Below are 21,664 nucleotides of genomic sequence, written 5' to 3' on the forward strand. Positions count from 1 at the left end.
TCCACTTGAATTAGATGTGGAATAATAATAAGGATCTATACCTTCTGATGCAATAAGTTGCTGCAAAACATACTGCTCTGTCAATGCTCCCTTAAATTCAGTAAAAATTCTGTTGCCGTCAATAATCACTTGAGCATTCAAATCTGTCATAGCTATCAACAAACCGATATCAAGCAGATACACTTTAAATGCATCAAGGTCAAGATAAGCTTTCAATGGAAGCGCTACTTTTCCTACTCTTTGTACCTTATGGATCAACCCACAATCTAAAAGCCACTGTAATGCAAGTTCAAAGTCCTTTGCTCTTGAACCCTTTCTAACTTGTCCGTAGATGTATTTTTTATTTTCTTTTGCCAACTGCATTGGAATAGAATCCCACACAAGATTCAGTCTTGGAACAAGTGAAACTTCAGCATGCTTTGAAAAGTCTTGTTGATAATAATTCAAAAGGTTTCTCTGTATTTCTCTCACTTGTTTAAAATCTTTACTGTCAACATAAGTTTTTACAACCTCAGGCATTCCACCTACATAGTAGTATTCACGAAGTCTTTCTATATATTTAGTCTTAAACATTGTTATCATATCTGTATCATCACTTTGAAGCACATTTGCAAAACGTTCCTCACCTAAAGCATATAAAAACTCAAGAAAGGTCAATGGGTAAAGATCCATAAAGTCAACCTTGCCTACAGGAAATGATGTTCCTTTATGAAGAGCTACACCTAATAATGAACCTGCTGCTACTATTGCATACTCCGGTGCATTCTCACAAAAGTATTTCAATGAAGATAGAGCCTTTGGTACCTCTTGTACTTCATCAAATATCAATAAAGTATTTTTTGCATCAATAGAAACTCCTGTTTCTATACTGATTGCCAATAAAATCCTGTCTATATTGATATCGCCCTCAAATACCTGCTCCAACCTTTTATTATTATCAAAATTTACATAAGCAACTTTTTCAAAGCATGTTCTTCCGAACTCCTTCATCAGCCAGGTTTTTCCAACCTGTCTTGCCCCTCTGATAATCAAAGGCTTTCTATTTTGTTTATCCTTCCATTCTATAAGTTTTTCAAGTGCAAAACGCTTCATAAGGTCTACCTCCCAAAATACTTCTATAAAAAAATACTCTTTTTTATATATTAGAGGTTTAAAAGCATTTCGTCAACATTTTTAAGTCCATAAAAATGTAATTTACTACACTTTTAATGCCATAAAAATGCAATTCTGCACACTTTTAAGGCCGTAAAATCGCGTTCTACTTATAATTCTAAATTTTTTACATACCCTGCTTATTGTAAATTACTATTCTTTCGGCGCTCTTGCCGAAGAAATGATAACCTGAACCTCCCTCACTTATAACATCAAGCAGCTCATCAGGTTTTGTCACCAAGATACCGCCCATTACAGTCACTCCTCTTTTAAAGAATGCATCAGGTATCATACCTGCTGTAGGACCTGTAACCAAAACATCGGCACCGGGTTTACACATAGCCAGTAAATTCGGTAATGTATCATTAAGTATAGTAACACCTGTAATAACATCAAGGTCGGAATCCGGCAGATACAAATCAGCATCCTTTGCAGGTGCAAAATGTTCCAGCTCCTTTCCCTTTAGAGTACATGAGTCCATCTCCAGAACTTTAAAATCGGCATCTGCTGCAAGTAACTTTTTAAGCATCGGTACCAAAGCACCTATTACAACACTTTTTTTGCCTTGGTGAACCTCCATCACATCAAAAGAGTCTACATCTATCTCTATTTTATACTCCAAACTCTTATTTTCCTCCCAGTAACAGGCTGAAAGTGCATTAAGTGTTGCAATGGCCAGTGTCTTTCTGAGAATATTTGCATGTGAAAGATCATCCAAATAACTTTTTACACTCCTTCCACCAAGTTTACCTGATAGAGGCATAGCCTTTGCTGAGCTTGGACAGCATACAGCCTCAGGAATCTCCTTAACAGGAGTAAAACAAAGCCCTCCATGACCTGTGCTTAATTTTACTCCTGAAAAGAACAGTCCGAACACCGCCCTTTCAACTACCATTTTACCCAGTCTCTCTCCAAAATATTCTTTTAAAATATCGGCACTTTCCTGTAATAATATATTCATACTTTAATTCCTTTCCGTCTAAAACATGTCAGCACACCTAATTTTATATACTATTCCTTTACATCTACAATATCAATACATAAAGTGATATAATGATACACAGGTTTATAATACTTTTAAACAATCACAGGAGATTAATGTAATGGGATTTTTTATATCTACATTAGCCTTTGGTATATTTTCACTGCTATGCTTTATTTTAGCTGTTTTTATATACTTTAGACTGCTGATAGCTGTTTGTACTTTTAAGAAGCTACCTAATTGGATATATGCTTTAGGACAATATATACAGATTACAAGGAGGGCTGTTCAATATGATAATATCACCGATAAGCCCGCACTTATAGAAGCGAGCGTTTTTATGCTGTGTATTATTTTAGTTAATATAATAGTTACCGGTGTGAATTATTTCAAATTACACAATGTAGGGAAAGCAATTTTTTCCTGTTTACAAATGCAGTTTGCTGTAATTATAGCTGCAATAATACTTTCCGGAATTATCAGACCGCTTATACGTTTTTTGATACCCTCATACCGTACAAAATATTCTTATTCAACTACCAATGCGCTGGATATACTTATGTTTTTCTATTCATTTGCATTTACTTTCTTTATATCAATAGCAGGTATTCCTGCTAAGCCTGTAAATGTGCAGATATCAGGAACTAATGTGATTATCGGTTCAACAAAAGCATCCGCTCTTCTTGATAACGGCTTTACATTTAAAGGAAAAAATGCAGACAGTGAGATCATAAATACTCGAAGCGACAACTTTTCCTATGGAGAATATTTGGAATTATATCTTGGTGACAAGTCTTTCGGTCATGTATGTGTCACACCTACATGGAAGGATTCGGATGAGCTTAAAAACTGTACTGTAACATTACTTAAGGCTACACCTGATGATACGGATTTATCTGCTGTAAAGATTAACAATGTAGCGCTGTCGAATTTAGATCTTAACGACTTTGAAAATAAAGATTTGACAGATATTTTTTCACTGCATCCGACAGATTATGACGAGATGAAAGGTCCTTATTATTTTGTACTAACATTGCAAACTCATGACTATTCTCTGTGGAAGCGCTATCGTGTAGAAGCTGATTTTAACTCCGATAACAGTCTTTCATACTACACTGTTATGGCACAGCATACTATATGGGAATAAAAAAGGAAAGCTTAAGCGGCTTTCCTTTTTTATATCAGATTATCTGATATTCATATTTTCCATACAGTTTTTCAGTATTGTGCTTATATAACTGCCCTTTTTTCTGTTGATACATGCAGTCGCATATGTCATCGGAGCTTTATATACTTCTCCTATGTAATCAGGACTTGTTAATACAGGCATGGAATAGTATGCATTCTTTTTATTTTTCAAATCTATAAACCACTCTCCGCCTATATGTTTCCTGAAAGTCTCACCGATATATACTGTCAAATAGTCAAGGGTTTTGGCATCACCTATCAAGTCCTTTATCTCACTGTAATTAGTGAGAATCCAATTTTCAATCTCATTAAGTGACTCTATACTGTAGTCCAGTTTTAAACTGTTTTCTTTTGCAAATATATCTGTAAAATACTCCATTTTAGAGTCTATAAGAATTATCCACTCTTCAAAGTTTTCCTTATTATAAGCCATTTTTATATCCAACTTTCTTAATTTATATAAATATTCTCTAACTCGTCAATGCTCTAAAGTCGAATATTTATCTCTGTTTAGTATAATCATACATAGATGTAAATACAATATATTTCTTATACATTAGATTAAAGTAAATATAATTTATAAATTCAAAATTTTTAAGTATATTTAGTTAATATTAAATAGATTTTTATACAAATATATAGTAAAATTAAAACAAAATTTATGGAGGTGAAATTTATGTTCAAAAAACTCACATCGAAACTTCCCGTTATTTTCTGTTTTTTAGCCATATGTCTCTTGGCTATATTTGCATCAGCCTGCTCATCAGGTAAAAAATCCAAGGCGGAATCTCAAAAAAGTACAAGTTCCAATAAGTTTTCTCTTTATTTAAAGGGAGATAATTTGTATATGGCTCGCTATAATAACTCCGAAATTATAGACTTGGGACCTTGTACAACTAACGGAAGTGTTATGGAAAAGTTTTCTATAAATGGATATAACAAAAAATTAGATCAATTTTGTTCATTTTCAGATTATGACGGTGAAACCTATACTCTATATATATCGACATATAAAAAACCTACAAAACGGACTAAGGTAGCTGACAATGTTACAGTACATTCAGCCTTAAAAAATGGTGATATACTCTATATTTCAAATAAAGAGCTGTTTTTATATAAAGGTGGTAAAGCGGTCAGTCTCTTTAAAGAAGAGGGCGAAGAAGAAATAAAATACATACTTTCTAAGTCTCAGGATAAGCTTTTAATTGTTCCAGGTAAGCGCACTTATGACAAAGAAAAATTGATGAATGTATATTTAATCGATATATATACAGGTAATAACACTGTATATTCAGATTTTAATATAAATTCTTTCGATTATTCTTTTGAACTTGATTCAATATGCTATTTTAAGGATAATACAATATACAAGTTGGAAGATGGAAACTCAAAAGAAATAGTAAAAGGTATTGACGAACCATATAATAGCGTTGCTTATTCTTCTGATAAAGTCATCTATGCGTCAAAAGCTGATGAACCGACATCCCTCTATAGATTTGACTTTAACGGCAATGAGGAATTAGTCAGTGATTCATTTATAAAATTTGTAAAATTTAATATAAAAGAAAATTTTCTGGCATACACAGAAAAAAACTCTGAAGGCAAAATCATTCTAAAAGTAGCACAGAATGGTGAAACACTGGGAGAGTATGAAGATATAGAAGACGATGACGACATGTACAGACTACAAGAAGCACACCCTTCTAAATCAAAATATTGGTATTTTTTCTCTGAAGAAAATAAGAAGCTTTGGAAAGTCGCTTTAGAAGGAAGTAAAAAAGGGGAAATTGAACTTGTAAATGATAATGTAACTGATTTTTTAGATTTTGCTTATTCACAAGACTCTAAAGCGGAAAACGATGATTTGTTATATAAAGCAAAAATCAAAGGGAATGACTACTATTCTTTATTCCTAAATAAAAATATTATCAATGAAAATGTAGGCAAGTATTATTCACCGGCACATTTAGAAAATAACGGTACTGAAAGTTATATTATATATGCTGACACACTCTCTCAAGCTTCATATGAAGATCATAATTATACTTATCATATTTTTGAAAACGGCAAAGATACTATAGTTGCTGAAAATGTAAAGGATTATAACGGATCCCTTCCGGAAAATGAAAAATTCGACAAAACCTATTTTTTAACAGATTATGACGAAAGCAAAGAAACAGGTGTTTTGAAGCAATATTTAAACGGAAAGCTTAAAGATATAGACAGTGATGTAAAGGGCTTTGTAAAAAATAATACAAGTTCATTTAGCACTATATTCAGATAATAAAGATATAAATACTGCTGGAGTCGCACTAGGCCCATGTGGATCACGTAAGGCTCCGGCAGTAATATATCTTCTAAAGAATTAGGCCCTGCTTTCCCATGTCTAAACTATAAGTTTATGATACAATTACAAAAAGTCTTATCCCTCTATATTTGTAGATAATAATTCCCCAGAGTATCTTTAGCTTTAAACTTTGTTTTAGTAAATAATTTGTACTCACGTGAATTGCAAATTTTAGAATCATTTTCTTCAAACGGATACCCAAAATTATATTTATAAGTCACTAATTTAGCCTCATTTGGCTTAATCATAATAAATTCGTCTTTATTAACAATGAACTCTTGAATGTCTGTCATTATAGTATTCTTTTTAGCAAGATCTCGTCCATACTCATCCAAAATTATAGGTACATTTCCAATATTTTTAATTGTTATAAACATGTATATCTCTCCTTTAGAGTAAGACTCTTTAAATTGTTTTACAATATTAAGCTTTCGAACGACCTTAGACTTTCTATTCGCAAGATATAATGAAACAATTACTGAAGAAACAGGATAGCTTAAACATCTTTCTGGTTTTTAACGTACTACTTTTTTAAATAACTTCAGAAAAGTGTTGCTTCCATTTACATATTTTTTCATCCATATCTTTACAGTACTCAGAATAATCTGCATCTTCTTTACTTATCGGAATATGCAGTGGTAGCGTATAGAATTTCGGCTCTTTCCTCTCTTTATAAAAACTATCAAACGGACACAAAGTCTTTTGTTTCGGTTCTTTATCTTTATTTTTATCTTCATCTTCATCAGAAGGATATATAACACCACATTTATCACCTCCTGATATAAATAGATATGAAATCAATTGATGAATATCCTCGGTTTTTTCCCAATTCCAAGGCTTGTATTTGGCGTCAAATATACTTAGTCCTTTGTTTTCATCTTTTTTGCCTTTTTCTTCTATAAAATCAGGATACCAATACTCACCGGCTGCCCACTCTAAACTTCCTTCTTTTCTACTGAACAATAAATGTTTATACTTATATTCTTTCAAAAGTTTCTCCGCAACAAATTCTTCCCAAAGCCAATCTATATCAATTAACAAGCTTAATGATAAATCTTCCGCATCATCAAATACATTTTGACCTGCTTCATTTAATATCATAATCGCAAGTTTTCTTGCTTCCTCATAGTTCTGATACATTGGGTGGGTAATCTCTCTTCTACACTTTAAAGCCTCTACATAATTAATATTCATCCTATATGAGGGTGTTGCATTTTCTATTACTTCAACTATTTCACTTAATATTGATTTGCTGTTTAGAGATTCATTCCATATCTTAGAATGATTTTCAGCAATATAATCAATAACTTGTCGCATCAGACATAATATTTCGTTATCATATGTATATTCTCTGATTGTATAAGCTGTTTTACCCATGAACGGAGTGTTGAGCTTGAGATGTCTATTTATATCTATTGCTCCTTTAAAATTATAGTCGTTATATTCTTGCCGGATATATTCCTTATATAATCCGTCACTATACGCTTCTATCAATTTATTCAAGTAGAGAATTATCAATATAATTATATAATTACTTTCTTCCTTACTGTTAACATCAATATTGAAAATATTAAACCCATACACACAATTTAGTAAGTAAAGAAGAAAGTACTGCTTATCTCCCTTATCAAAACGAGATCTTATTTCTATCCTATATATATTATTAGTTTGATTAACAATTGGTGTGGATATAACTCCTATACAATTAAATGTATATAGTTCACTATTTCTTATTTCTATAACCGTATCACTTTTGCCACCTTCTGCGGGTATGGTAATTATTTTATGTTCTTCCTTTAATTTCTTTACAGAACTAACAGCTTCTATAAGAGCCTTTGCTTTATATGGTATTTTATAATTTGATATGTCTTTTTCATTATCATCAACAAAGCAGTATTTACTGTTAGGTTGCTGATTATCACTAAGAGTAATTGTAACCTTCATAGTTTATGCTCCATTTATGATATAAAGTTCTCTCTAATATTTTCGATTTCCTTCAACTTACCCTTACTCTTAACATATTCCGTTAGAATCTGTGAAATATGGTTATCCCACACCTTTTCTTTGGCATCTTTATATTCATTGGAATTATTATTATGTAAATACAATTTAATTTTGGCAAAGTATGATGGACCAAGATGATAATGCTCATTTAGCTTTAACTCATCTATAATCAACTGGTTAAGTTTCTCTATCTTCTCTTTATAATCACCATAGTTTGACCCGAGTTCTTTATCTATTCCCATAGAAATCAGTACAGTATCCATAACTTCTTTTGCCTTTACTTCATACCATGCAAAGCGTCTTCTTAAAGCAAAATCAAACACTTCAACGCTTCTGTCTATATCATTCATAGTACCGATAATATACACATTTGAAGGGATGAAAAATTTATCATTATCTTTATTTATAAAAAATGTATCATCAGTAGCCAATGTGGAATATTGGGTTGAAATAGCACCCTTTTTACCTCTGTAGTCAGGATCCAAACAATACATAATTTCCCCAAGAACTTTTGATATCTCCGCACGATTTATTTCATCTATAATGAACAAAAATTTAGGGAGACAATCAACCATTGTTTCATCATCTTGTTCACCCTGTTCTTCACTTATTTTTAAATTTGCATTTTCAATTGCCTTTTTCCAGAAGTCCTTAATTTCTTCATCTTCACCAAAAAGGAAATCATTTATAGTATTTGCATCAACTGACTTTCCGGCTGCATATATTCTTTCTACAACGCCTGCTCTACGGCAAAAGGACTTGAATGAACCATTTTTAAGTGTATAACTTAAATTACCGGCTGATAAATCTGGTCTTATCCCATCTATAAAATCTGTATAATCATAGGATGGGTGAAACTGTACCATATCCAATTGAATTTTTTTAATTTCTTCTTTTTCTTTTTCAGATTTATTTGAAATACCCAGTAATAAATCTGCAATTTCATTTCTTGCGGAATAAGTCTTTCCCGTACCCGGTGCACCGTTCATAATAAGTTGTTTATTGGCTATTAATAGGTTGTATTGAAGTTGAACTTCTTCTGTCATGTTTTTTGCGCTTTCTTTAATTAAATAATTAACCATTTTTTCCATTTGCTCTGCAACCTCATTTCGATTCGAAAAAACACTTCCGAAAATTGCTTTACCATTCAAATTTGTCAACCATGTTTTATCTTGAAACACACGCAACTTGGTATTTTCTTTATCTAATTTTTCTAAAAAATCCATTATTTTTTGTTCGCTTTTAACTTGTTTTGACATATAGTTATTAAAGTTAGCACTCCATGTTGCATTTTTATCGGATTTATAACAAGTATCTATAAAATCTTTATTATTGTACCCCCCTAATACAACACCCATTAGAAAATCAAAATGTCGAACCCGATAACCTTTATATACTTCGTTCTTATTTTCCCCAGAATGTAGCCTTTTACAAATAGCTATAAAATCCGAATCCTTACTTTTTAACAAATCTTCTATATCTTGAAAAGTCGTCTCCCATGTAAGTGGTTTCATAATTATTCCATCTCCTTTAACTTTATATTTTACTCGCGTAAATAGTTTCACATTTTTTAATTCAAATACATTATAGTCTAAATGTATAGCATTTCAAACACCTAGGTTTCCTGAAATATTATAAAAAGAATATAACTTTGTATGAAAATCTTTTATGCCAAATTATTTTTTCAATGATATTTTATTCAAATGTATAAAAATCCCTGAATAATATATAGCTTTTCCTGCTTTCTATTTTGTTACTTTGTATGTCAATAAACTCTCATTCACACAAAATCCCCATTCTTTTAAAAGTTCTCTACCAACAGCAGTATAAGTTCAAAGTTCATATGTCTATATTTTCCCACACTATTATCTTTTTTATTCCTACACCGAGTACATGTAAACTTAATATACCTTTGCCATCATATATTCATCTACAAATACACCGTCCACAAACATAGTATTCTTTTTAGTCCCCTCAATTACAAATCCCTGCCTTTTATACAAGTTTATGGCAACGCTATTTGTTACCTCAACCGTTAATTCCAATCTTTTTAAATGGTTTTCCTTTGCCCATTCCTCAAGTTTATCAAAGAGTTTCAATCCGATTCCCTGCTTTTGAAACTCCTGCCTGATTCCGATGACAATATATGCCGAATGTCTTGTTCTTTTATATTTCCCTCTTTGAGCCGAAAGAAAGCCTATAATTTCCCCATCATTAATAGCTGCTATAAAATAATCATCCTTATCTCCCAAGATTTCTTTCATTTTCTTTTCATCAAAATGCCTTTCATCCGGCTCAAGCATCATAAACTTTGTTTCCCTGTCTATATTTTTTAAACAATTAAAAAACAGCTTTGCTTCATTTGTATTTATTCTTCTTATATCCATACGCTTATCTCTTAAACAGTATTTTTACTGTATTTTCATATCTTCCAAACAGTTTTTCAGTATCGTACTTATATAATTGCCCTTTTTTCTATTAATACATGCCGTAGCAAATGTCATCGGTGCTATATAACTCTCTCCTATGTAATCGGGACTTGTCAAAACAGGCATGGAATAGTATGCATTCTTTTTATTTTTCAAATCTATAAACCACTCTCCACCTATATGTTTCCTGAAAGTCTCACCGATATATACCGTCAAATAGTCTAAAGTCTTAGTATCTCCTATCAAATCCTTTATCTCACTGTAATTAGTTAGGATCCAATTTTCAATTTCATCCAGTGACTCTATACTGTAGTCAAGTTTTAAATTATTTTCTTTTGCAAACACATCTGTAAAATACTCCATTTTAGAGTCTATAAGAATAATCCATTCTTCAAAGTTTTCCTTGGTATACGCCATATTTTGTCTCCGGTTTTCTAATTTTTTGAATCATTAAATGATTCCGATATTTTTTTCAATATTCTAAATTTTAGTTGGTTAAACGGTGCATACCTAATCGGCAAATCAATCATTGTTTCACTCCAAACAATACTCTTTTTATGGCTGAATGTATCGAATCCGAACTTCCCATGATACGAACCCGTTCCGCTACTTCCTACTCCTCCAAACGGCATATAATGATTTGATACTTGCAGAATAACATCATTTATGCATCCGCCACCGTATGAAATACTCTTTATAATATGCTTTGCAATATATTTATCCCTTGTAAATACATAGCATGCCAAAGGCTTCTCATGTTCTTTTATTATCCTTATTACCTTATTTATATCGTCATATTCTATGATTGGAAGCACCGGTCCGAATATCTCTTCTTTCATGATTTCATGGTCAAAATCCACATCCGGTAAAATAGTAGGCTCAATCCTCCTAACTACATCATCACTTCTGCCACCTATTATACTCTCCTCTGATTTTATTAAATTCATCAGTCTTTTATAATGATACTCATTTATTATTCTCGGATAAGTATCATTATTTAATGCGTTAGGATATCTTCTCTTTATTTCTTTTTGCAGATACTTTATAAATTTGTCCTTAACACTTCTATGTATTAACACATAATCAACAGACACACAGGTCTGTCCGGCATTAAGCAGTTTCCCCCACAGTACACGCCTTGCAGCAAGTTTAATATCGGCTGTCTCATCTATAATACAAGGACTCTTTCCACCAAGCTCCAAGGAAACCGGTATAAGGTTATTGCTCGCTATATTCATTACAATCTTTCCTACTTTTTGACTTCCTGTAAAGAATATATAATCATATCTTTGTTGTAGAAGCTCATCATAATCTATATCTTCATCCACACAAAAAATATAATTTGAACCGAAAGCTTTATTTATAATGTTTTTAATTACTTTTGAGGTATAAACACTCTCTTTTGAGCATTTGATAATGGCTGTGTTTCCTGCCGCTATTGCCGCTACCAACGGTGATATCGCCAAATTGAAGGGGTAATTCCAAGGTGATATAATAAGCACCACCCCATAAGGCTCAGAGTATACATAATTCTTTGCCGGAAATGTGGATATAGTTCCTTTTACCTTCTCCGGCCTGCTCCACTTTCTTACATTTTTTAAAGCCTCATTTATCTCCGCATAAACTATTGCCAGTTCACTCATATATGCCTCAGCTCCGGACTTTAAAAGATCCTTATATAGAGCGGAAAGGATTGCCACCTCATTATTTCTGATTGCCTCCTTTAACCTTTGCAACATCTTTATCCTGTATTTAACCGACTTAGTTGCATTTGTGTTAAAGAAATCTCTTTGTTTATTTATAATTTCTTTTAATTCTGCTTTTTTCTCCATAATATTTATCTCCTACTCCAATATCTCCAAAATATCCTCTATCTCTACTCCCTCAATTAATACAATAGTTTTATTATATCCCTCATCACATAATAAAACTTCCTTTTCATAAGGGAAGTAGCTTCTAAGCCATATGATATATTTTGCATAATCATAGAGCCTGTTCTTTGAGTTAAAGTAATTTATCATGAATACACTTCTATCCCTTAGCATCCAAAGTTCAAACTCATACTCTTCTTCGTAGTCTTCCCAACAAATATTGTACTGACATTTCTCATCATCCTTTACCGAAATACAGACTTTAGGAAATCTTTGTTTAATGTCATTATTAAACTTCTCCAAATTAAAACCGGTATTTTCTTTATCAGTTACATAAATAAAATATGAAACAGCCATATTCCTCCCCATAAAAGTATTAAATATCGTAAATTTTACAACAAAATGATATAATACGAGTATACAACTTTTAATTTGAAAAGGGGAGCTACAATGGCCTTTTTTATAATTTCCATAGCACTCGCTATGCTTATATTGATACTCCTTATATTCACAGTTTATATGTACATAAAACTGGTAATAGCTGTAAGTACTTATACTGAGGTTCCAAATTGTATGTACAAAATTGGACAGGCATTTAAAAGTAAAATCAATATCAATTACGAGGATTTTACAGAACCTGCGGCATTATGGGATACCAATTTTTTTATCCTTTGTTTTATTTTAGCCAATATTTTTTTCTATTTTGTAATGTATTATCAAACACAAAATTCCAAGAAAGCATTTTATATATGTGTAGGCTTGCAGGTCGTGGTTGTTTTGATAGCAATGTTATTCTACTTTATAGTAAAAATGATTTTATTTTTTGTATCTCATATATTGGGAAATTACAGGCCACTCTACTCACCAACAAATGCTGTAATGGCAGGTATATTTGTGACTGCACTTGTCTATACTCTATGGATGCTCAGGGTAGGATTTCCTGAAAAACCTATAAATATACAAATAGATAACAGCACTGTGGTTATAGGCGAAACAAAAGCCTCCTCTCTTTTAGCAGACGGCTTTGAGTTTTACGGTAAAGATTCAGACAGTGAAATTGTAAATAAACGAAACAGCCAACTTCACTATGGTGAACTTGTAGAATTGCTTCGTGACGGAAAATCTTATGGATATATGAGCATTACTCCTACATTTAAGAATTCCGATAAACTCGAAAATTGCACCATAACATATTATGAGATACCGGGTGACAGTGAGGTTTTATCTCAGGTAAAAGTTAGTGATGCAACTCTGTCCGAATTGAGTATTCAGGATTTTGAATACAAAGATATGGCTGACATCTTTTCACTAAAGCCTTATAATTATCATCAGTATAAACGCAGTCCGCTGTATACCTTACAAATACAAACTGTAGGGTACTCACTGTGGAAAAGTTATAGCATTGAGGCGGATTTTTTTGAAAATGGCTCAGTACACCATTATGGTGTCAGGGCACAGCATACTATTTGGGAATAATGGGGGAATAAAATGGGATTTACTGTATTCGCATTAATTTTTGGTCTTTTGGTTTTACTATGCTTTATATTAACAATCTATATGTTTTTAAGGCTGATAATTGCAGTAGCTGCCGGTAAGGAGGTTCCAAAATGGATGTACAATATCGGACAGGGCTTTCAAGGTAGAATACATATAGACTATGATGATATTACCGAATCTGAGGCACTGAAAGCTGCATTATTATTCTTCTTCGTGTATATTTTGGCAAATATCTCCTGCATAGGCATTATGTTTTACATGACAAATAATTTTACATTGTCACTTTATAGATGTTTAAGATTTCAGCTTGGACTTGCAGTAATAAGCTTGATAATTTATCATATCATTCAGCTTATTTCAGGACTTATAAGCAATCATAAAAATAAAATATTTCGACTCTACTCAGCTTCAAATGCTGTTATAGCCGGACTGTTTATAACAAATTTTACTCTTACCCTTTTTATATCTATGATAGGTTTTCCCGAAAAGCCGGTCGTAGTACAAATAAATACAAGCAATATAATTGTAGGTGAAACAAAGGCATCCACACTTTTATCTGACGGCTTTTACTTCTTAGAAAAATCGGCAGACAGCGAAATAGTAAACAATCGTAATGACCACTTTTATTATGGTGAACTTTTGGAAATATTTCGTGATGATAAATCCTACGGTTTTGTAAGTGTTACTCCTACATTAAAAGATAGAGATAAACTAAAAAACTGTACGATAACTTATTACAGGATTCCGGCAGACAGTGAGGCTTTACCGGAAGTTAAATTTAATAATACCGACTTGTCAAAACTGAGTATAGATGACTTTAGAGAAAAAGATTTGACAGATATTTTTTCACTACATCCGATTGAATATGAAGAAATAAAGAATGATATTTCATTTACACTTAAGATTCAGACTTCCGACTATGTTATATGGAAAAGATACAGTATAGAAGCTGATTTCGATTCACTTTATAAACCTGATAAATATGGTGTGAGAGCACAGCATACAATATGGGAATAGACGCAAAAAACTGTAGTAGAAGCTACCCTTCCGCTACAGTTTTTATTTATAAATCTTCTTTAATGTCATGTGTTACTACAGGCTTTCCGTCTTTATCAAGTAAAGCTGTCAGACCTCCTGCATATCCGTTTGCCTTAAACAAATAGTTTACACCTGTCTCCGTATCAACCCAGACTTCAAGTACTTCTATTACTCCCTGTTTGTAAACTTTCTTGAAACGATCCATAAAGTATCCTCCGATGTTTTTTTTGATTATATCATATATTAAACTACAGTTCTTAAAGTTTTCTTTAATAATAAATGATTCTATTACTTTCATTTTTGGATGCCGGGGTCGTAAATTCCTCAAGGCAAAGTATACTGTCTGCGGTTTCATTTAAAAATTCAATATCGTGGGAAACAATAAATATAATATTATCTTTAGTACTCATCTCCTTTATCAGCTTTGAAATTCTTATCATATTCTTATAATCCATACCGCTTGTAGGTTCATCAAAAAATATGAATCTTGAATTTTTGCACAGAACAGAAGCAATGGCCACCCTTTGTTTTTGTCCACCTGAAAGGCTCATAGGATGTCTGTCCTTAAATTCTGTAAGTTCAAGACCATATAGCACCTTATCCAATCTATCCTGTGACAAATCTTTAACCCCAAGTTTTATTTCTTCCTCTACAGAATCTGTGAAAAGCTGATGATTAACATCCTGCATAACCAATGATGAATTTTTCAGTCTGTCTTTTTTGTTTAGGATTTTCCCGTTAAATGTTATCTCACTCTTTCCCTTATCATCAAGGCCTGTCATTACTCTTATAAATGTAGATTTACCGCAGCCGTTTTTTCCGGTAATACCGTAAATATTTCCAAAACAAAATGAAATGTCTTCTATCTTTAACCCGGAACCCTCTTTAAATTTGTACTCGAGTTTTTTAATATTTAAATCATTTCCAACCGGCTTATTTTGTGCTTTCAATACTGTTTTTATTGCAGAACGAAGTCCAAGTTGCTTTTCAGAGTTTAAAAGCTCATCTTTTGTAAGCTCCTTAAAAAGCTCTCCCTTTCTGACAAGAATAATTCTATCTGCCAAATCCGTCAAATAATAAATTCTATGCTCTGCAATGATAAGTGTTATACCCTTATTCTTTAGTATCTGCAGCATTTCTTTTAATATATCAATATATTTATCATCCAGATTTGATGAAGGTTCATCCAGTACTATTATCTTACAACCGGAAATATAGCAGGCCGCCACACAAAGAATCTGCTTTTCACCGCCTGAAAGTTCAAATATACTACGCCCCAGTAGATGCCTTATAGGAAAGAGCTTCAGCATATCTTCCATACGGTTTTCCATTTCCTGTTTACTTAGTCCAATATTTTCAAGATAAAATAAAAGCTCAAGTGTTGTATCAACATTAAAAAAATGTGTCTTGGGATTTTGGAAAACACTTGATATCAACAGTGATATTTCATACAGCTCCATTCCCTTTAATTCTCTATTGTCAACCTTTATAGTTCCGCTGATTTTGGCATTTTCATATTCAAAAGCCAATCCGTTTATAGAATTTATAATAGAGGATTTTCCGCTTCCGCTCTCTCCGGTAAGCAATATGCATTCACCGTCTGCCACAGTTAAGTTTATACAGTCAAGAATCTTTTTGTCCTGTTCATAAAACAGTGATAAATTTTCTAATGTGAGCATATAATTCCTCCTGCTACTATAACACTGATTGTTACGGCATAAATAAAATCGATCAAATGTATTCTCACGCTTACATACCTTGTTTTCTTTATAGGATTGGCAATACATCTTGTTTCTGCAGCTTTTGAAATATCGTCAGCTATATTTGACGAAATAATAAGCAGCGGAACTGCTACATACTCGAGATATTTAACAGGATTTTTTGTTTCTATTCCTCTTATTCTCATTGCCATTTTAATACTGTTTTTCTCCTCTACAAAAGACGGAAAGAATCTGAACATCACCGCAATAGGGATGGAAACCTCCTTAGGTATTTTTATGGCATCCATTGATGAAATAATACTTCCTACATCAGAAGTCTTAATCATAAATTTACCTGCTGCAAATGGAAGATAAAACATACGACATAGGGCAAACAATGAAAGCATCATCAGTATAAAGATGGGAAACTTTTCCAAATCGCTGAAATCAGGTACGAAAAACAGCACACCAAACCAAAGTATATTTTTTATAGCATCCTTTTTAAATCCGTTTATAAAATACATAGCGGAAATTACAATTACAACTGCCCATTCTGAATAGTGATTTATAGAATTTAATACGGTAACCCCCAATAATGCAACCACAAAAAATTTGGTTATAGGATTCGGATTTAATCTGTTATCTTTGATGTAATACATCAAACTATACCTGCCTTTATAAAATGCTTTTTCAGTAATATTCTTCCGATATTTGCTCCTATAAGTCCTCCGATTATAGCACCAAGATAAACCAAAGCCATATGCTGATAGGTAATAAGTTTTATCAAAATATCTACATACTCCTTGCCCATCATCATAGATAATTCAATGTATTTCTCCCTTGCCCATAACATTTGCATAAGTGAACCACAAATCCAAGTATTAAATATTGCAAACGAAAGCATATTGTATTTAAAGGAATTATAATGACCGACTCTTCTTATCAACTCGGCTATAATCATTACTGCAAATGCATGAAGTATAATGACATATGTATGTCCCCCAACAAACATAATAAGAGGTGACAACATTCCGAAAATAAACAATGCCCAAGGTTTTTGTACCTTCGCCATAAATAACATAACAACAGTTCCGCTAACAATTCCCAGTATTGTAGGATATATGAGAAATAAAATCGGAATAACTCCAATCATTCCAACGGCAAAGGTAACTACAATATATATGACTGCAAACACGCCTATAGTAACCAGATCTTTTATTTTCAGCTTTTTCTCTTTCATATCTTCCCCTTAATAATTAAATGCTTCGGCTAATTTTGTCTTTTCAATCAAGTTCTTATATGTTTTTGACTGTTTCATAAGCTCACTGTGATTTCCTGCTGTCTCAACAACTCCCTCATCTATTACCACGATCTTATTCACATTTTCTATTGATTTTAATCTGTGTGAGATGATAATAACCGTTTTGTCCTTGATAAGCTTATTTAAGCTGTCCTGTATCTTCTTTTCATTGTCCACATCAAGGCTTGCCGATATCTCATCCAATATCAAAACAGGTGCATCCTTTAGAAATGCTCTTGCAATAGAAATTCTCTGTCTTTCTCCCCCTGATAATTCCGCACCGTTTTCTCCAATCAAAGTATCAAATCCGTCCGGCAATTTTTCGATAAAATCCATACAGTTTGCAAGCACTGCCGCTTCCTTTACTTCCTCATCTGTTGCACTCTCTCTGCCCAAACGAATATTTTCCATAATGCTTGTGTTAAATAAGGTCACATCCTGAAATACTATTGAGACATTCTTAAACAATGATTCTGTAGATATATTTTTGATATCCTTTCCGTCTATTAAGATACTTCCGGTATCATAGTCGTACAGCCTTGATATAAGTCTCAGTACAGAAGTTTTACCGGAACCCGATATACCTACCAAAGCTGTAACCTCACCCTGCTTTGCCGTAAAACTCACATCTTTTAATACCTTTGCATCTTTATTATAAGCAAATGAAACGTTTTTAAATTCTATATCGTAGCTTGAAAGGTCTGTATCTTCACCCTCTTGAAGCGCTGCATTTTTTATCTCCTTTATTCTTACAATTGCAGGTTCAATATAGGACATTTCGGTCATTCCTTCCCTTGAAACATCAAAAAGTTCTTTAACCTTTATTGCTCCTATCAGGTATCCTATCAGATATAAGAGGCTGATCTCATTATGAATAAGTAACTGTATTCCGACAGCCAATACTACCGCAAGGTTTATATATGAGAGAGATGAAGATATACCTACCGCCAGCATTGGAACTATCTCTACATTAAGATGTATCCTCTCACTCTCTTCCATCTTTTCATACAGGTTTTCCTTCACCTTGTCAGCTTGATTAAAGCTACTTATCTCCTGTTGCAGCTCTATTGTTTCTTGAAAAAGCTCTGAATTATCTCTTAGCACATTAAAGTATCTGCTGTACTCTGAAACTTCCTTCTGTTTTGCCAAAGGATTGATCATAAAGCTTAAAAGAGTGGGAATAATTGCTGCAAGTCCAAGCTTCCAGTTTCCAATAAGCATAATAAGTCCCATCAGAGGAAAGAATAACCACATAGCCACAACCTTTGGTATAGAATGGCTCATAGAATGCTCTACCCTTTCCACATCAGACATTATCGTTTGTGAAAGGTCGGAGAGATCGTGCTTTGAAAAATATGCCAGCGGAAGCTGTGCCAGATTCTCTGCTATTCCCTTTCTCAAATTTGCCGATTCTTTATAGGTGGAATTATAAAGGCTTACATATTCCTCTGATAATAAAATATACATAAATATCAGAGTAAGTATTGCCATAACAATATACTGCAAGGTGCTTGATACATTTCCCAAGACCAACTGATTAATCAGTCCCATCAAAATAAACATCGGACCAAGGTTTATACAATATGTCAAAAAACAATATATCGTTGCTTTTGTAAGATTTTTTGCACCCTGTTCCGAGAGAGCATATCTTTTCTTATAATAGTTTTTCATTTGACACCCTCCAATCATTTGCAGTTTCGTAAAGGCTGAGGAGTCTGCTGTATAACCCTCCGGTTTTTACTAATGAATCATTATCTCCTCGCTCTATTACATTTCCCTTTTCCAAAACTATTATTTCATCTACATTTCTGATACTTGTCATTCTATGGGCAATCATTATAACAGTCTTATCCTGCATTAAATTTTTAAATGCTTTTTGTAATTCATATTCATTATCTGCATCAATTGCCGCACTCGCTTCATCCATAATTACAATAGGTGAATTTTTCAAAATAGCCCTTGCAATAGCGATCCTTTGTTTTTCACCTCCTGAAAGATACACACCCTTTGAACCTATAATTGTATTTTCCCTGTCTTTAAACTTTTCAATAATTTCATCACAACCTGCAAGACTGAGAGCCTCCATTACTTTATCTCTGCCTGCATTTTCATCAGCCAATGCTACATTATCGTATATTGATTTTTTAAACAGTTTGCTGTCTTGAAATACAAACGAGATATTCCTTATGATTGCCTCCTTTGTATATTCCGAAAGAGGATATCCACCTATTTTTATTGCCCCCTTATCAACCTTATAAAATCCTGACAAAAGCTTTGCAACAGTTGACTTTCCTGAACCTGAATGCCCTACTAAGGCATATGTTTTTTTCTCTTCTAATGAAAATGATAAGTTTTCCAGAACCTTTTTATCCCCATATGAAAAGCTCACATTTTCAAATTCAATATTGAAATTGTCAAAATGATCTCTGTTTCCATATGTGAGTTTATCCTCCTGCATCTTTTCATATAATTCTTCCAAACTGTCAATGGCAAAATTTGCATTATAGATATTCATGCTTGCCCACATTATTTTCATAAAAGAGACCATTATTACACCGCTTAAGAAAAAGATCATAATAAGCTCTACAGCCATAAATTTAGGATCTTTTATACCGGTCAAAAAGAAGCTGAGCGGAATGCTGATAATTGCGATCAATCCCAAAAATATCAGCTGATATATTACATAGGGTGTTTTACAAGACAGAGAATAATCATAAGCATATTTTGAATACTCCATAATAGAATCATGCAATGCTTTAAAGGATTTAAGTTTTGAACCGAATATCTTTATTACCTGTATGCCTCTGATATACTCCACAGTTTCAGAACTCAGTTTGTCAAGTGAAGTCTGATAAAGCTTCATAAAATCTTTATTGCCCATCATTCCCATCAATATAAGTCCGCTTACAACAGATAAAACTATAATAACAATTCCCACTCTAAGACTTATGGCAAATGCCAGTATAAATGCAAAAATCGGTACCAAAAATGCCTGTGAATTATCAGGCAACATATGTGCTACCGCCATATGTGTTTTTGCCGCATTATCATCTATAGTTTTTCTGATATATCCTGAGGAATGCAGATCAAAAAATCGAAAGCTTGCATCGGTAAGACCTTCAATTCCTCTTTTTCTCAAGTTTGTTTCAAGTCTGAATGCCAGCTTATGTGAAACAATGCCGGATACCAAATACATTACTGCACTTATAGTTAAACAGATAACTATCCTTGTCGAATAATATCCTGCATTTTCATAATTTCCCTTTACTACCGCTTCTTTTAGAAGTAGAAATATATAATAATACCCATAAACCACCAGGAATGCCGAAATACTCGATAATAAAATTGACATATATCCGATATATTTTTCATTCGGCACATATCTGAATAATTTCTTATAAACTCCCATCAGTTTTCTCCTTTACTTGTTCAAATAAGTAAGTAAATATTGCTTCCAAATGCTGTCTGTTCTTTTTGAAATTTTCTCTTGCATCCAGTACATCAGAAGCCATTATCAGAGCATTCATAAAATCGGTAACAAACTGAAACATTTGTGGATCAAACAACCATCCTGAGTCATCACTCCATATCGCTTTAAATCTTTCCTTTGTCTGTTCCTGAAGCTCTTCCATAATATTATTCAGTTCGGGATTTCTTTTTTTCTCTATCAAAAACTCAACATAAAGAGGCATTAAAGGATTGTTGTCTATGACTTTATCAACCAACTGTTTTGCCATAAACTTACTTTCACCACCCTTTTCACATTCAGCCAAATGCTCCTTAATGATATTGTTTCTGTAATCAATCCCGCCTATCATAATGTCTTTAAAGATTTCTGTTACGTTCCCATAGTAGTGATATACTCCTCCTTTTGATAAAGTTGTTCCCGCGATGATGTCTTCCATAGTTGCCTTTCCTAAGCCCTTTGCGGCAATTACTTTTGCGGCTGAATCCATAATTTCCTTTTTTCTTTCAGCCTCACTAAGCCTCTTCGCAGCAGCCATATTGTATACCTCCTCTTTACCGACGTTATCGTCGGTAAAATTATTATATCATAGTTAGGATTTGCTAACAAGTGGTTATTTGAACTACTTCACTGTCACTTCAAAGTCAACTTCAATATCACTTCAAACAAACTTCAATTTACTTTGAAGTA

At 33.0% G+C, this 21,664-nt stretch carries 21 protein-coding genes; 4 read left to right on the top strand and 17 right to left on the bottom strand.

From position 1 onward, the window contains the following. Positions 1 to 1,092, bottom strand: a 1,092-nt coding sequence (locus HMPREF1495_RS10855) for an ATP-binding protein (protein WP_034214750.1), incomplete at its 3' end; no start/stop codon positions are given. Positions 1,093 to 1,279: 187 nt separating this feature from the next. Beyond that, entirely contained in the window at positions 1,280 to 2,113 is an 834-nt protein-coding gene (locus HMPREF1495_RS10860; protein WP_034214752.1) for a DUF364 domain-containing protein, read from the bottom strand. Between the two features lie 454 nt (positions 2,114 to 2,567). Here HMPREF1495_RS10860 and HMPREF1495_RS10865 point away from each other — a divergent pair, with 454 nt between their 5' ends. After that, positions 2,568 to 3,281 (top strand): hypothetical protein, encoded by a 714-nt coding sequence (locus HMPREF1495_RS10865; RefSeq protein WP_242832901.1) that lies wholly within the window; start codon positions 2,568 to 2,570, stop codon positions 3,279 to 3,281. 39 nt (positions 3,282 to 3,320) lie between these two features. Here the strand turns inward: HMPREF1495_RS10865 and HMPREF1495_RS10870 are convergent, their stop codons facing one another. Further along, the gene (locus tag HMPREF1495_RS10870; RefSeq protein ID WP_034214755.1) at positions 3,321 to 3,755 is read right to left on the bottom strand and encodes a hypothetical protein; all 435 of its coding nucleotides are present in this window, start codon (positions 3,753 to 3,755) and stop codon (positions 3,321 to 3,323) included. Positions 3,756 to 3,998: 243 nt separating this feature from the next. Here HMPREF1495_RS10870 and HMPREF1495_RS10875 point away from each other — a divergent pair, with 243 nt between their 5' ends. Further along, positions 3,999 to 5,606 (top strand): hypothetical protein, encoded by a 1,608-nt coding sequence (locus HMPREF1495_RS10875; RefSeq protein WP_034214757.1) that lies wholly within the window; start codon positions 3,999 to 4,001, stop codon positions 5,604 to 5,606. 146 nt (positions 5,607 to 5,752) lie between these two features. Here HMPREF1495_RS10875 and HMPREF1495_RS10880 read toward each other — a convergent pair whose 3' ends face one another. From HMPREF1495_RS10880 to HMPREF1495_RS10910, 7 genes are all read right to left on the bottom strand, one after another. Next, positions 5,753 to 6,046 (bottom strand): hypothetical protein, encoded by a 294-nt coding sequence (locus HMPREF1495_RS10880; protein WP_198013560.1) that lies wholly within the window; start codon positions 6,044 to 6,046, stop codon positions 5,753 to 5,755. A gap of 154 nt (positions 6,047 to 6,200) precedes the next feature. Further along, positions 6,201 to 7,613, bottom strand: coding sequence for a 5-methylcytosine restriction system specificity protein McrC (locus HMPREF1495_RS10885; protein WP_034214759.1), 1,413 nt, complete (start codon positions 7,611 to 7,613; stop codon positions 6,201 to 6,203). 14 nt (positions 7,614 to 7,627) lie between these two features. Beyond that, positions 7,628 to 9,187 (bottom strand): McrB family protein, encoded by a 1,560-nt coding sequence (locus tag HMPREF1495_RS10890; RefSeq protein WP_034214761.1) that lies wholly within the window; start codon positions 9,185 to 9,187, stop codon positions 7,628 to 7,630. Positions 9,188 to 9,574: 387 nt separating this feature from the next. After that, complete coding sequence (locus HMPREF1495_RS10895; protein WP_034214763.1) at positions 9,575 to 10,060, bottom strand: GNAT family N-acetyltransferase; 486 nt, start codon at positions 10,058 to 10,060, stop codon at positions 9,575 to 9,577. Between the two features lie 24 nt (positions 10,061 to 10,084). Next, a complete protein-coding gene (locus HMPREF1495_RS10900) occupies positions 10,085 to 10,519 on the bottom strand; it encodes a hypothetical protein (protein ID WP_034214765.1) in 435 nt (144 codons plus the stop codon). 17 nt (positions 10,520 to 10,536) lie between these two features. Then, positions 10,537 to 11,934 carry an aldehyde dehydrogenase gene (locus HMPREF1495_RS10905; protein ID WP_034214768.1) on the bottom strand — a complete coding sequence of 466 codons (1,398 nt, stop codon included), beginning with the start codon at positions 11,932 to 11,934 and terminating at the stop codon, positions 10,537 to 10,539. A gap of 12 nt (positions 11,935 to 11,946) precedes the next feature. Continuing rightward, the gene (locus tag HMPREF1495_RS10910; RefSeq protein ID WP_034214770.1) at positions 11,947 to 12,330 is read right to left on the bottom strand and encodes a hypothetical protein; all 384 of its coding nucleotides are present in this window, start codon (positions 12,328 to 12,330) and stop codon (positions 11,947 to 11,949) included. A gap of 93 nt (positions 12,331 to 12,423) precedes the next feature. Between HMPREF1495_RS10910 and HMPREF1495_RS10915 the strand changes: the two genes are divergently transcribed. Beyond that, positions 12,424 to 13,449 (top strand): hypothetical protein, encoded by a 1,026-nt coding sequence (locus tag HMPREF1495_RS10915; protein WP_034214773.1) that lies wholly within the window; start codon positions 12,424 to 12,426, stop codon positions 13,447 to 13,449. A gap of 12 nt (positions 13,450 to 13,461) precedes the next feature. Continuing rightward, entirely contained in the window at positions 13,462 to 14,487 is a 1,026-nt protein-coding gene (locus tag HMPREF1495_RS10920; protein WP_034214776.1) for a hypothetical protein, read from the top strand. Between the two features lie 46 nt (positions 14,488 to 14,533). Here HMPREF1495_RS10920 and HMPREF1495_RS10925 read toward each other — a convergent pair whose 3' ends face one another. From HMPREF1495_RS10925 to HMPREF1495_RS10955, 7 genes are all read right to left on the bottom strand, one after another. Further along, complete coding sequence (locus HMPREF1495_RS10925; RefSeq protein ID WP_034214901.1) at positions 14,534 to 14,713, bottom strand: DUF6440 family protein; 180 nt, start codon at positions 14,711 to 14,713, stop codon at positions 14,534 to 14,536. Between the two features lie 64 nt (positions 14,714 to 14,777). Next, positions 14,778 to 16,187, bottom strand: coding sequence for an ABC transporter ATP-binding protein (locus HMPREF1495_RS10930; protein WP_034214778.1), 1,410 nt, complete (start codon positions 16,185 to 16,187; stop codon positions 14,778 to 14,780). Beyond that, positions 16,175 to 16,867, bottom strand: a complete 693-nt coding sequence (locus tag HMPREF1495_RS10935) for an energy-coupling factor transporter transmembrane component T family protein (protein WP_034214781.1) — start codon at positions 16,865 to 16,867, stop codon at positions 16,175 to 16,177. Before HMPREF1495_RS10935 ends, HMPREF1495_RS10930 begins: the two co-directional genes overlap by 13 nt. Then, a complete protein-coding gene (locus tag HMPREF1495_RS10940) occupies positions 16,867 to 17,448 on the bottom strand; it encodes an MptD family putative ECF transporter S component (RefSeq protein ID WP_034214784.1) in 582 nt (193 codons plus the stop codon). Before HMPREF1495_RS10940 ends, HMPREF1495_RS10935 begins: the two co-directional genes overlap by 1 nt. Positions 17,449 to 17,457: 9 nt before the next feature. After that, positions 17,458 to 19,179, bottom strand: coding sequence for an ABC transporter ATP-binding protein (locus tag HMPREF1495_RS10945; RefSeq protein WP_034214786.1), 1,722 nt, complete (start codon positions 19,177 to 19,179; stop codon positions 17,458 to 17,460). Continuing rightward, entirely contained in the window at positions 19,163 to 20,917 is a 1,755-nt protein-coding gene (locus HMPREF1495_RS10950) for an ABC transporter ATP-binding protein (RefSeq protein ID WP_034214789.1), read from the bottom strand. Before HMPREF1495_RS10950 ends, HMPREF1495_RS10945 begins: the two co-directional genes overlap by 17 nt. Then, positions 20,904 to 21,512 carry a TetR/AcrR family transcriptional regulator gene (locus tag HMPREF1495_RS10955; protein ID WP_034214792.1) on the bottom strand — a complete coding sequence of 203 codons (609 nt, stop codon included), beginning with the start codon at positions 21,510 to 21,512 and terminating at the stop codon, positions 20,904 to 20,906. Before HMPREF1495_RS10955 ends, HMPREF1495_RS10950 begins: the two co-directional genes overlap by 14 nt. Positions 21,513 to 21,664: the final 152 nt, after the last annotated feature.

This window comes from Lachnoanaerobaculum sp. MSX33 (genome assembly GCF_000512995.1).
In the GTDB taxonomy this organism is placed as follows: Bacteria; Bacillota; Clostridia; order Lachnospirales; family Lachnospiraceae; genus Lachnoanaerobaculum.